This window comes from Pelagicoccus mobilis, assembly GCF_016595505.1.
Lineage (GTDB): Bacteria > Verrucomicrobiota > Verrucomicrobiia > Opitutales > Opitutaceae > Pelagicoccus > Pelagicoccus mobilis.
Map to the genome: position 1 here is coordinate 13653 of NZ_JAENIL010000019.1, position 12660 is coordinate 26312.

Annotated in this window: 10 protein-coding genes; 4 read left to right on the forward strand and 6 right to left on the reverse strand. The window is 54.5% G+C overall.

Annotation, left to right across the window (positions count from 1 at the left end; translation table 11 throughout):
• Window positions 1–14: 14 nt before the first annotated feature.
• Together dnaG and JIN87_RS11530 are read right to left on the reverse strand one after the other, a co-directional pair.
• On the reverse strand, window positions 15–1907 hold the full coding sequence (gene dnaG / locus JIN87_RS11525) for a DNA primase (RefSeq protein ID WP_200355714.1): 1893 nt from the start codon (window positions 1905–1907) through the stop codon (window positions 15–17).
• A gap of 33 nt (window positions 1908–1940) precedes the next feature.
• On the reverse strand, window positions 1941–3467 hold the full coding sequence (locus JIN87_RS11530) for a tetratricopeptide repeat protein (protein WP_200355715.1): 1527 nt from the start codon (window positions 3465–3467) through the stop codon (window positions 1941–1943).
• Window positions 3468–3731: 264 nt separating this feature from the next.
• Between JIN87_RS11530 and JIN87_RS11535 the strand changes: the two genes are divergently transcribed.
• The 3 genes from JIN87_RS11535 to JIN87_RS11545 are packed head-to-tail and all read left to right on the forward strand — an operon-like array spanning window position 3732 to window position 6547.
• Window positions 3732–4781: a DUF362 domain-containing protein gene (locus JIN87_RS11535; RefSeq protein ID WP_200355716.1), complete on the forward strand. Its 1050-nt coding sequence runs from the start codon at window positions 3732–3734 to the stop codon at window positions 4779–4781.
• 33 nt (window positions 4782–4814) lie between these two features.
• The gene (gene aroB, locus JIN87_RS11540) at window positions 4815–5909 is read left to right on the forward strand and encodes a 3-dehydroquinate synthase (RefSeq protein ID WP_200355717.1); all 1095 of its coding nucleotides are present in this window, start codon (window positions 4815–4817) and stop codon (window positions 5907–5909) included.
• A 35-nt stretch (window positions 5910–5944) separates the two neighbouring features.
• Complete coding sequence (locus tag JIN87_RS11545) at window positions 5945–6547, forward strand: hypothetical protein (RefSeq protein WP_200355718.1); 603 nt, start codon at window positions 5945–5947, stop codon at window positions 6545–6547.
• A gap of 18 nt (window positions 6548–6565) precedes the next feature.
• On the opposite strand, the gene JIN87_RS11550 is transcribed toward JIN87_RS11545, so the two are convergent.
• Both JIN87_RS11550 and JIN87_RS11555 read right to left on the reverse strand, forming a co-directional pair.
• Window positions 6566–7735 carry a protein-L-isoaspartate O-methyltransferase family protein gene (locus tag JIN87_RS11550; protein ID WP_200355719.1) on the reverse strand — a complete coding sequence of 390 codons (1170 nt, stop codon included), beginning with the start codon at window positions 7733–7735 and terminating at the stop codon, window positions 6566–6568.
• Window positions 7736–7847: 112 nt separating this feature from the next.
• Complete coding sequence (locus JIN87_RS11555) at window positions 7848–9137, reverse strand: FAD-dependent oxidoreductase (protein WP_200355720.1); 1290 nt, start codon at window positions 9135–9137, stop codon at window positions 7848–7850.
• Window positions 9138–9407: 270 nt separating this feature from the next.
• Here JIN87_RS11555 and JIN87_RS11560 point away from each other — a divergent pair, with 270 nt between their 5' ends.
• A complete protein-coding gene (locus tag JIN87_RS11560) occupies window positions 9408–10250 on the forward strand; it encodes an ion transporter (protein WP_200355721.1) in 843 nt (280 codons plus the stop codon).
• 4 nt (window positions 10251–10254) lie between these two features.
• Here the strand turns inward: JIN87_RS11560 and JIN87_RS11565 are convergent, their stop codons facing one another.
• Both JIN87_RS11565 and JIN87_RS11570 read right to left on the reverse strand, forming a co-directional pair.
• Window positions 10255–11199 (reverse strand): hypothetical protein, encoded by a 945-nt coding sequence (locus tag JIN87_RS11565; RefSeq protein ID WP_200355722.1) that lies wholly within the window; start codon window positions 11197–11199, stop codon window positions 10255–10257.
• 90 nt (window positions 11200–11289) lie between these two features.
• Window positions 11290–12645, reverse strand: coding sequence for a sulfatase family protein (locus tag JIN87_RS11570; protein ID WP_200355723.1), 1356 nt, complete (start codon window positions 12643–12645; stop codon window positions 11290–11292).
• Window positions 12646–12660 lie beyond the last annotated feature (15 nt).

Genomic DNA, 12660 nt, shown 5'->3' on the forward strand with positions numbered 1-12660 from the left:
AGTCTGGTGCTGTCTTATGAAAATAAAGAACCCACCTGAGGCGGTTTATGCTTCAGTTGGTTTAATGCGAATAGTTCACTGAGGAGGGCACTCGCGGTGGCGTGGTCATTGGTTGCCTCTTTTCTGCCGATTTCAAGTTTTATTTCCTTGCTCTTGCGATCTACGAATTTGACGACCAAGCGCTTGAGCGCCTCGTTGGCGAATCGTTCCGGGTTATCTGGTGATTTTGCTTCAAAGTAAATTGATGAAACGAGCTTCCTCTGTTCGGCGCTTTCCAAGTTTTCGTTAAGGGAATCCGGACCATTCCACATGTCGTGGAGGAATTCGTTCAGAACGAAGTTGAGCAATTTTCCTTCGGGTAAGGTACCGTCGATCCAATCTTGATCAACTATCTGAGCGATTTGGTTGCCAAGTTCCTCTTCGATCATGCAAAGCCCGAGAATGTCATGTTCCACCGAGTAGACAGCCTTTCGACGGCTTGGTTCGGGCGCGGTTCCATTTTGAGCGATTGTTACGGGAGGGGCGCTGGGCGGCGGCGGCGGTGGCGCGGCTGGTTGGGGCGCTGGAGCTTGACCTCCGGCGAAACGGTGAAAGTCCGAGATGGTCGCTTGCTCGTCGAGTTCGAAGGCTTGGGCGGCTTGTTTTACAAATTCTACTTTTGCGGCTTCGGAATCGGACTTCTGGATTATTGCAAAGACTTCGCGCGCTGCCTTGGCCTTGCTTTGTGGCGTGAGGCGTTCTCCGGGAGGCGTGTGAGCTTTGCAGGCGAAGGGAATGGGCTGGAGCTGGCGTTTGAGGAGCTCTTCTAGGGCTTCGCTGCCGCCTTCGCGGAAAATATCGTCGGGGTCTTCCTTGTCGGTGAGAGGGATAAAGACCGCTTCGACGCCTTGAGCGAGTGCGAGTGGGAGCATGCGGAGAGCGGCTTTTTGGCCGGCGGCATCTCCGTCTAGTAGAACGATAAGCTGGGGCTCGTATCGTTTTAGCAAGCGCAGCTGAGACTCGGTAATGCCGGTGCCCTGTGGGGCGACCGCCGTATCGAGTCCGACGCTCCAGCAGCGAATGGCATCGAGCTGGCCTTCGACCATGACGAAGGGCTTCTCGGGGCCCGCCTTCATTCGGGCTCGGTCAAGGTTGAAGAGGAGGTTGCTCTTGTGGAAAATCGGGGTTTCGGGCGAGTTTACGTACTTCGCCTCGCGGCTGGGATCGTCTTGTGGAGTGATCTCCAGCTGGCGAGCGGTGAAGGCGGTGACGCGTCCTTGGTGGTCGCGGATGGGGATCATCAGGCGGCCGCGGAAGCGGTACCCCATGCGGTGCGGATCGATGCCTCGCTTGGCGTAAAAGAGGCCGCAGGCTTCGATGGCTTCCTTGGAAAATCCTCGTTTGCGAACAAGTTCGCCGAGAGCCACGCTATTTGTCGGGGCGAATCCGATTTTGAATTCTTCGGCGACTTCGATGCTGAATTGTCGTCCTTGGACCCAGTAGTTGCGGATCCATTCTCCGGCTTTATTTGTCGCGAGAAACTGTTCGTAGTAGAAGTCGGTTGCGACTTCGTGAAGTTCGAAGAGCTCTTGGCGGAGGCTCCGCTCTTCGCGGGCTCGGCTGTTGCCTTGCTCGTACTCGAGCTCGAAACTGAATCGTTTGGCGAGGGCTTCCACCGCTTCGGTGAATGTTAGCCGCTCGACCTCCATCACAAAGGCGATCGCATCTCCGGAGTTTCCGGAGCTGAAACATTTGTAGAAGCCTTTGTCCGGCGAAACGTAAAAAGAAGGCGTCTTTTCGTTGTTGAACGGGCTGAGGCCTTTGTATTCGGATCCGGACTTTTTCAGTGCGACTTCCCGCGAGACGACATCATATATATTGATGCGGTCTTTAAGGTCGCGAATGCTGCTGGGTTTAATTGCTGGCATGGGGGGCCCGATGAGGCTTGGGCAGAATCCTCATCAGTTGCCGTTTTGCAAGTACTGAATGGCTTCCTGGTAACCGGTTTCGCCTCGTTGGGCGATCGAGAGGAAATCGCGGTAGGCGGCGACCACGACATTTTTGGGGGCGTTCGCGTTTCGCAGGGTCTGGGCAAGGGTGAGGGCGATGGCGGGACTGTCGGGGAAAAGGAGGCGATGGGCTTTAATTTCCTCGAGCACGCGGTTGGTGTTTTGGGTATTGATAATGGTCGCCAGATACTGGTGGGCGATGACTTCCGAGCGAGGCGCGAGGCTCTTGGCTTGAAGGATGGTGTTTTCGGCGTCGTACCAGGTTTGCTGCGCGAAATAGGTGAGTGAGAGGCGGTACCAGATTTGGGGATCGTCGGGATTTTCTCCGAGCAGTTCCCAAAACGCGGCGGTTGCGGCGGGATAGTCGCCGGACTCGTAGGCTGCGACTGCAGCTTCGTAAGCGGATAGGGCGAGATCGTTGGATTGGGCAGGTTGGTCGTCTTCGCCTGAAGTGGAGGGAGTGGTGTCGGGCGCGGTTTCGTCTTCGAATAGGGCGAGAGGCGCTCGGCCTGTGTCTGCGTTTGCTTCGCCGTCGGGAGTGGTTGCTGGGCTTGCGGTTGGATCTTCAGCGGGTTGCTGGTTGGCGAGTGAGTCTGCGAGTTCGGCGGCTTGGCGTTCCGCTTCGGCTTTTTCATCGGCGAGACGTTGGGCTTCCAGCTCTTCGCGCTCCCGTTCGAGCGCGGCGGCGGCTTCGGCGATTTCGCGCCGGGCGCGTTCCCAGTTGTCGAGGATGATCTTAGACTCGCGGACTCGTGGATCGCTCAGGTCGTTGCCGTAGCGCTGCTGGTATTGCGTGAGCCAGACTTGGGCTTGTTCGAGTTGGCTGAGGCCGGTCTCGAGTTTGATGAGCTCGGCGAAAGCGTCTTTTGCTGCATGGGTATCGCCGTAAGCGGCGGCTTGGCTGAACCAGGATCGGGCTTGAGCGGTATTGTTGCTCAGGAGGTAAAGTTGGCCGATTTTGAGGGCAGGCTGGGAGGAGGGGGTGATTTCGTTCCACTTGCTGGCGGCTTTGATCGCGTCGGTCAGCTTGCCTAGCTTTTCGTTTTCGATGGCGACGGTTTTCCATGCGAGGAAATCGCCGGCGTGATTTTTGAGGTACTCCTCGAATGCCCGGATCGATTCCTGGCTTTGTCCGAGTTTAGCGCGGATTTCGCCGATCTTGACCCAGAGTTGATCGGCTTCGGGATCTTGTTTGATCGCTTCCTCGTAGTGGGCGGCCGCTTCTTCGAGCTTGCCGGCGTTTTGCAGGGCTCGGGCGAGGGCGATGCGAAGCTCGTTGGAGTCGGGGTATTTCTCGAGCCCCTGGCTTAGGGCCTCGATGGCGGTGGCCGAGTCGTTGACGAAGAGGGCTGCGTTCGCTTCGGCCTGGACCTGTTGGATGCGTTCCTCCCGGCTGGCGCAGCCGGAGATTAGGGCGGCGAGGCAGAGGAGAAGTACGGGTGTCAGGGCGCGATGGAGCGACGAGAGTTCGGGAAGCATTTGCTGTGAAGGCGGCATCCGAGCGGGAAGCCCGGAAAGGTGTCAGTTGCTGAAACCGTAGGTTGTAGAGAGTACGGTTGTTTTTTGACAACTTTTATTTGCGTTCGGTGTCAGTTCGATAGCGCTTTTCGATTTCCTGTGCGGAAGCTTGATCCTCGCTGTAATCAATCGCATGGTGCCTCCGTTTCACCCAAAGAGCTTCTCGCAATAGTGTCTAAGTCTTTCCCTATTTCGTTTTCCGTATCCTTACGCCGTTATTTCCGCATGGAAATTTGGCTAGGAATTATTGTCCTGCTAATTGCTTTGGCCGAGTCGGTCAAAGGACAGGAGCAACTCGATTTGTTCGCCGATCAGCCTCCTCCGCCATCGAATCGAGTTTTCGAGTATCAGGTGCCTGGCTTCGAGCTGGAGCATTACCGTTCGGCAGTGGAGGATATGATTCTTCTGTTCGAGCAGGCTCGTAAGGACAAGTTGAGCAAGGGGCCGCGTGGCCGTGTCGGCTTGAAGGTTTACAGTGATTCGGGACCGGGTTTGAGCACTCCTGAAGCGTTGGTAGAGGCGGTGGTGCAATCTCTGGAAATGCGGGGGTACGCCCGGAACGAGATTTTCATCATGGGAATGAGCGCGAACAAATTGCGTGATTCCGGCTTTTTGCCGCCGTTGAGCCAGCGGTCCTATGATTTTCACCGGGTGTTTGTGCGTCCGTTGGATACTGGGCAGTACTATCATGAGAAGTGGTTTTACGACAGTCCCTTGCCCGCGAAGTCAGCGAAGTATTGGATCGATGTGGCGGCGGAGAATCCGTTCCCGGCGAAAAACGAGGAGGAGCTTGCCCGTAAGAGCTATTTACCGGTGCCGCTTCTGCACGAGGTGGATTTCTGGATCAACTTGCCGTGCTACTCGGACCATCCGGTGCTTGGAGTTAATGGGGCATTGATGAACGCGACGCTTTGGAATGCGAGCAATACGACCCGCTTCTTGAATAGCCCGGCTACCGCTCCTGTCGCAGTGGCGGAGATGGGAGCGATTCCCGAGCTACGCGAAACGTGGACGCTCAATATTGTGAGCCTCGAGCGCTACCAGTATGTGGGGGGGCCGATCTTCAATTCTCTTTATACAGTGTCGGAGCCATATGTGCTGTTGAGTGACAACCCGGTGATGCTCGATTCTCTCATGACCGAGCGAATCAACAACCATCGGGCTAAAAATGGGTTTGATCCCTTGCCGGAACAGATGAAGATCCTCGAGTTTTCCGAGCAGCTCGGTTTAGGGGACAGAGACATTGCGTTGATGGACCTGATTCGGGCTAACTAATTCTAGCCTCCTATCAGATTTCTGAATACGCGCGTGTCTTCTCAAAAACAAGTTATCGTAGAAACTGCTAACTCTTCGTACCCGATTCACATCGGGCGAGATCTCGGTGTTCAACTCAAGGAGCAGGTCGAAAGCGTCCGTTCGAAAGGAGCTTTGGTGGCAGCCGTTACGGATCGGAACGTTTATACGGCGCAGTCGGCTTGGTTTGCTTCTTTGGGATCGGAGGTACCAGTTTTTGTGGTGCCTGCTGGTGAAACCAGCAAGAGCGTGGGAAAATTTGCTGAGGTCCTGGATTTTCTGGCTGAACACAAGTTGGACCGTGGTGGAGTCGTACTGGCTGTTGGTGGGGGCGTTGTGGGCGATCTGGCAGGATACGCTGCTGCTTCCTATCTTCGTGGTGTTCGCTTTATTCAGATTCCGACTACGTTGCTCTCTATGGTGGACAGTTCCGTGGGAGGTAAGACGGGGATAAATATTTCCGCGGGCAAGAATTTGGTTGGAGCCTTTCATCAGCCAATTGCGGTGTATTCAGATATCGAGCTGTTGAAGACTATGCCGCCGCGCGAATTTGCGTCGGGAATGGCTGAGGTGATCAAGCACGGCATGTTGCAGGATTCGGAGCTCTTCGATTTGCTCGAAGCGGCGCCGATCAACGGACCAGCGGATCACCGGATGGAGTCCGTGGTGGAATGGAACTGCAAGATAAAGGCAGCCGTGGTCAATGCGGACGAAAAAGAGACTGCTGCCAGTGGTGGGCGCGCTTTGTTGAATCTGGGGCATACTTTTGGGCATGCGATCGAGAATGTTGCCGGATATGGGGAGTACCTGCACGGCGAGGCGATCGGAATAGGACTGGTTGCGGCGGGGATTTTAAGCCAGCGTCTCGGGCACATCTCTGAAGATGACGTGGTCCGTATTCGCAAAGTGGTGGCGACTCATCGGTTGCCTACGAGTTTGAACAAGCCGCTGTCGACAGAGAAGCTCCTTGCCGCTATGAGATTGGACAAGAAGGTGAAGGCTGGGGTAATTCGGTTTGTAATCATGAAGCGTATTGGCCAAGCTGCGACAATTGAGTCCGCCGATATGGATCTGATCAGCGATATTTGGAGAGAGTGCGGAGCGAGCTAGGAAGCGTCTTTATTTAATCTATCTGCAGCGAAGCCATGCAACGTATCGAGGAAGTCATCGTCACCGAATACCTCGAACAAAATGGCTTTCTGGTGAGGCTTTTGAGGAAGTCCCGGCCTCAATCTAAGAAAACGCTTGATGACGGGCTGGACCTCTACGTCCGGAATATGGTTTTTCGGGAAGGGGCTCGTGAGCCGAACTTTCTATTGTTTTCTAGCGAGCTTCGTTATTTGGAGAGCGCTATTGTCTGCGTGCGTGGCTGGTTTGGAGAAAAAGCGGCCTTGGCTAGTATGACGGGAGGAGCGGAGATTCTGAAATACTTGGAGTCGAATGTATTCAAAAAAGTGGAGAAGTGGTTCGAATACGACCCTGCTGTAAGTTTTGGGACGCAGAATCCTCCAAAAAAGATTCTAGTGGCTCCGGTTTTTCCAACTCAGGAGCCGCATCGTTCGCAGTGTGTTGAGCAGTTGAAAGACAAGGGAGTGGATGGAATCGTCTCTTTTAAATCGATGGTGCTCGATCTGATCGACAGGGTGGATACAAAACAGGTGTACGATAAATCGGACCTGCTTCAATTGCTGCGAATGCTAAAGACCTTCGATTTGGTAAAGGACTCGCAGATGAACTTTCTTGGTTAGTCGAGTCTGGGGTGGGTGCTAAATCCCCCAGATAAAGGTGCTGTCTCCACGATTGACGGCCCATTGGTCATTGCTCGTTTCGGGGGCGTTGGAGGCGGCGTAGACCGAGAGCTTTAGGTCCTCGATTCCGGGCTGCTTAGCTTTTTGCCAGCGTTTTGCGGTTCGTCGGAACTTGATTAGATTCGTATCGTCGCCGTAGAGGAGGAGTCGATCTTCGTTGTAGAGTAGGAGGTTGCCGTCTTTGGGATTTCCTACCGCCCAAAATTCTTCGTCGAATGCGAGCTCATCGTTCTCGACCAGATAGCTTTGCTGGCAATCGAAGACGAGTTTGGTGAAGTCGATGAATTCGGGAATCGCTGTATCGGCGATTTTGATATCGTTCCATGCAAGTTCCGCCATTTCTCCTTGTGGTGGAAGTTTTGATACGGGTATCGCGGGTAGGTTGGGCTGGCTATTTGAGCCGGTTACGGGGACGAAGCTGCAACTGAAATGGAGTTCGCTTTCGAAATGGGATTGATCCGTCTTGCGAAGTAGACAGAGCAGATCGTAGTTTGGTTGAGCCTTAAAAACATAGAGAAGGAGGCCTTTTGGCTTTATCTGCTGGTAAAAGCAGGCGGGAAGATCCCAAGCGCTTGCGGTGAACACGCCGCGGTCGAAATTGCCTTCGTCTGATCCGAGATTCGCGTCGCCGGATCGGAAACACACCTGATTTAAGTTCAGTTCCTCTAGCGCTGCCTGAGCGGATGGGGTTAGCTCTTCGATGATTTCTAAGCTCAGGATTTTGCCTTTTTTTCCAACGAGGTGAGCCATGAGGGCGGCGTTCCATCCGCTTCCGCCGCCCAGTTCAAAAACGCTCTGACCTGGCTCTAGCTCGAGCAAGTCGATCATATACAGCACTAGGGATGGCTGGGATACGGTGGAGAGCGATTTGCCGTTTTTGTCGCGATAGATGCAGAGCGGATGGTCGGAGTAGAGTTCCGTAAGATGGTCGCGCAAATCGGCGGTCTCGAGATCGACCCAATCCTGTTTCGCCGAGGAGTAGAACCGTTTTGCGAACAGGTGCCGAGGAGTATCCATAAAGGCCTGACGAATACGCTTGGGAATGCGACCGCGGCCGAAGAAGCGTTCCGCTGCGAGGAGCAGAGTGGTTTGGTATTCGGATACAATTTCTGATTGGGAGGAGCTCACTGGGGAGGGAGGCTAAAAAGTAGGGCTTTGGTTGCGACAAAAAAGAGGCGACCGTCGAAACCTATGTTTCGACCGGCCGCCCTTTGGTTTGACGGGTCTTGGCGACTCTGGCTCAAACCAGGATTTGGCTTAGTTTCTTCTCGTCCAAGTTAATGAAGGCCTGGCTTGCGAGTCGTTCCAAGGTTTCGTCAGTAGCCGGTAGAGTCCGAAGGATACGGCCGGTGTTTTTGGCGACCCATGGGTCTGTCATTTCGGAGGCGGTGGCGGCTGCGTCGAGATTTGTAAGTTGCAGCCAGTTTTCGACCATGTTTTCTCCGAACTGATCGAGAACCTCGTTTCTTACCTTTGGTTCTTCTGGGTTCAGAAGTGTGATGTGAGCGAGTTGCTCAGCCTCCTGCAGTCCGAGGTTAAGTCCTAGGTTGCCTAGTGGCGCGAACGAGCGCGCGGCGTCTCCGAGGAAGAATATGTTTCCGCTGCGCGGGCGTTCTAGATAGCGTTTTTTGAAGGGAACGGCGGCTCGATAGCGGAGTCGGTTGATGTATCCAGTTTTCCATGGGACACGCTCTTTGACGAGTTCGTTGAAGTGTTTCTCGTCGAGATAGTCCGGAAGCTCTGATCTGTCTTGTAGATAAGACCGTTCCTTCTCTCGGTTGCGGGAAGGGAGGGTGAGCCCGGAGTACTGGAATTGTAGACGCGCGATTCCGGAGTCGATCGGTTGTTGAGCCGTTGCGAGTCCATCCTTTATGCTTACGAACACGCCGTGAGCTGGGTCTCGTTCGGTGTCGAACTCAAAGGTAACGAAGTACTGGTCTTCTCCGAGTGTCTTCTGTTGCACGCCAGCCATGCGCCTGAGGACGGAGTTGTATCCATCGGCAGCTGCTAGGAGCTTGGTATGGTAATGGAAGGTCTTCGTTATGACGCGTTCCGTGTGGGAGATGGCGTAGCCGGTGTCGCGTTCGGAGTAGCGATCGACCGTGACGTCTAGGCCGCCATGCTCTTCCTTCACGTCTGAAACGCGATGGTTCCAGAGTATGTGGACGCCTGCTTCTTCCAGTTCCTCCTCGAGTAGGAGCTCGAGTTCTGATTGAGGGACGCTCAGAGCGTAGGGGAAGGCGAGCGGAAGGTCCTTCAGATTGAAGGTCTCGCGGAGCGAGTTGCCATCGTAGAATTGGTAGGACTCGATCTTGTATCCAGATTGAATGAGTTTTTCTGAGATGCCGATCCGCTCGAGCACCCTGAGGGTGGTCGGGTGAATGATGGCCGAGTTGCTGCTGGTGCAGGTTCGCGGGGCTGAGTCGACGATGGTGACGTCGTTACCTCCATCTGCTAGGACGAGAGCTGCTAACATGCCGCATGGGCCGGCCCCAACTACGAGTGATTCGACGCTTTTTCTGCCAAACATAATGACCCCCTATTCTAATTCTCAAACTGTGGTGGTGAGAGTGTTTCAGGGGCGCCTCGGGACGTCGCCCTGCGTCGTTCCCTGAGTTCTCGTTTGCTTCGTTTCGTTAATGAAAAGATAAGCGAAACTTGGAAAAGAGCAAGGGGCTGGGGAACGGTTGGCGTAGAGCTATCGGGGAAATCTCTGCAACTAATGCTTGGAATTAGAAGAGTGATATTACAATCGGGAATCCGGTGTTGTAGAAATCGCTAAAAGCCCTTTCCTGAGCGAATGCTGGAAAGTGAGGAAACGCCTGCCAATTGGTCGAAATTTCGGGAACGTAGCCGGAGGATCATATTTCATTCCTCACGTTGGGACGAGAAGCTTTTCGACGTGCTGCTGATTGTGGCGATTTTGACGAGTGTGGTGATCGTGATGCTCGAGAGTGTGGAGAGCGTGCGGAATGAGTTGGGGCCGATGCTCTTCAAGCTGGAGCTAGGTTTCACTATTTTGTTTACCGTAGAGTATATTTTCCGGATTTACGTATCGAAAAAGCCGTTACGCTACATGCGTAGCTTTTTTGGAATCGTCGACTTTGTGGCGATACTGCCGACCTATCTCGATCTGATATTCCCGGGGGCTCACTATCTACTGTTGGTTCGTTGCCTAAGAGTGTTGCGGGTGTTTCGGGTATTGAAACTGGTCGAATTCATCGGGGAGGCGAATGTCTTGTTTCGCGCGGTGGGCGCGAGTGTGAAGAAAATCGTCGTTTTCATGACTGCGGTGGTCTTGTTGGTGCTTATACTCGGTTCAATCATGTTTCTGATCGAGGGGCCTGAGAATGGATTTACCAGTATTCCTAAGAGCGTTTATTGGGCGATCGTGACGCTGACGACGGTTGGCTATGGTGACATTTCTCCGCAGACACCGGTCGGGCAGATGTTTGCCTCGGTGATCATGATTATCGGTTATGCGGTGATTGCGGTACCGACGGGGATTGTGACGGCGGAGATCACCTTGGCGACGAGGGGGCAGCGCAAAGAAAGGCGCTGCCAGAAGTGCGGTGAGGCGGATCATAAATTGACCGCCAAGTATTGTCGCATGTGCGGCACGCAATTGGAGCCGCTGGAGTAGCTGCCTATTTCGCGGTCCAGATCCGGAGAGCTCGGAGCAGGTAGGATTCTAGGACGGTTTCCGTCTTCATGTTGAGACGAAGGAGGTTGGTGGCGTTCTCTAGGGCGTCGACGGTTTCGACGAGTTTTTGGGGGACGGTGGCGTCCTCGAAGAGTTTTTTGCGGGCAAGGGCGTCGGTGGCGTTTTCCATAGCCGCTAGAAAGTCTTGTCGAATGGAGATGCTGATACGTGACTCGAGGGCGATTCGCTCATCGTCTTTCATGTCCTCGGGAAGGTTCTTCGACTGGGCTTTCCAGGTTTCCTTGCCGAGCGCTTGGATGATGGCGCTGAAGCGTTCGACGAGAGCGTAGGCTCCGATGATGAAGTGAGGGATGCTTTGCTTGCCTCCGGGACCGCCGGTGAGCAGGTCAGCGAGCCATGTTTGGTAGCTTTCTAGCCAAGCTTGAGCGCTAGGGTCGTCAAAGGTGTGGGCGGCTGTCGGGAGACGGAAGAGTTGGCAGCGACTGCGGATCGTTGGAAGCAGGGAGTGCGGTCGAGTCGTGAGCAGCAGGATTGTCGTGTTGAGCGGTGGCTCCTCGAGGGTTTTGAGGAAGGCGTTGGCAGCGCTCGTGTTGAAGCGGTCGACTTCGAAGATGATGGCTACTTTGCGATCGCCTGCCTGCGGTGAGTGCTGGATTTTCCGAATCGCTTCGCGGGTGTCATCGACGGATATGATTCGCGACTTCTTGGAAGGGCGAAGCGTGAATACGTCCGGGTGACGGAACAGCTTTTCCTCAAGCTCGTCGCCGTGGGCTTGGACGTGGAGCAAGCGGGCGGAGAGTTCGATGGCGAAACGCTCGACGGTTGAGAGGTTCTGGCCGTGTATGAGCAGAGCGTGAGCAAGGCGGTTTTCCGCCATCGCTCGGTCGATGAGTGCTTTAGGATCTGTGGGCGCTGTCGCTTCGGTCACTTGGGAAAATGGGTCCTGAAAGTGGCCGCCAGCGGGAGTGTCGGCCTACTTGATTACTTCAGAGTGAGAAGTAGTAGGCCTGTTTTTGCGTTAGTCGATTCGATTCGGCTTTGGAGTGTATTCCGTTGGGAAGCTATCGATAACGGCTGTGAGTTTCGCGTAGGCGACACGAGCGGCCACTGATGATTCGGGATCGATTGGGGTGGTCTCTTCTGGGTCGGCTTGAATATCGAAGAGTTCGCCGGTGCTCTCTACGACCTTCCAGCGACGGTCGATTGCCCAGCGCTCTAGCTTGAATCTGTTTTTGCCGTGGCCGGGGAGCGGATCGTGGTGGAAAAACAGCCAATCGCGATGAGTGCCTGGTTTTCCTTGGATTTGCTCTACGAGAGATTCACCGTCGAATACCTCTCCAGCTGGTGGCTCGATTCCGCAGACCTCAAAGATTGTAGGGATGACGTCATTACAATCGACAAGCCCTTCGTGCTTGCTGCCAGCCTTCTGGGCTTCGGGATAGCTGATGATGAAGGGCACGTGGGTGCCGCGGAGATTGTTGTGAGCTTTGCCGCCAGGAATCACTGTGCCGTCGACGAGCTTTGATGTGACTTGCGGAGGTGTTCCGTTGTCGCCGAGGAAAATGACCAATGTGTTTTCGCGAAGCTCGAGCTCGTCCAATTTGTTGAGGACGCGGCCGACCATCTTGTCCATGTACTCGACCATGTCCTTGTAGTACTTCGGGTCTTGTTTGAAGCGGTCGACCTTCCAGTCTTCGGTATGGGGAGGGGCTTGGAACGGATCGTGTGGAAGCGCCATCGGGTAGTAGATAAAGAACGGTTCGTCCTTGTGCTTCTCGATGAACTCGAGTGCGTGGTTGTTGAAGAGATCTGGCCCGTATTTGCCTTCTGTATTGGATAGATACTTACCGTTGTGTTGGATGCGGGGATCCGGGTAGCGGCTCCCTTTATCTTCTGTATGTTCCGTGTGCCAGAGGAAGTAGTCTTCGAACCCGGCGTCTTCGGGACGTTGGCCCTTGTCGCGCCATTCAGGCATGAAGTTAGGTGGATTGTAGCTTTGGAGCTGCCATTTGCCGGTGATGCAGGTGCGGTATCCGGCATCGGTCATCCAGTGGCCTATGTGGCGGATGTTCGGCTCGAGGATTCCGAAGGCGAGCCAGTTGCGGGAGTTGTATTTACCGGTCATCAAAGAGACTCGGGTAGGCGTACAAATCGGAAGCACGTGAGCGTTTTGGAACTGTACGCCTTGGTCCGCCATCCGGTCCAGGTAAGGAGTGTGGTAGCTGGCGCTTCCGTAGCAGCTCAGCCCTTCGAATCCGATGTCGTCAGCGAGAATGAGGATGACGTTGGGACGGTCCTTGGCGGAAAGTGTGAACGTAGCAAGCGCGATCAATGAGCAAATCGCGACGGTTGTGCGGCGTCGGAATGGAAGCATAGTAGCAGTGGGGTC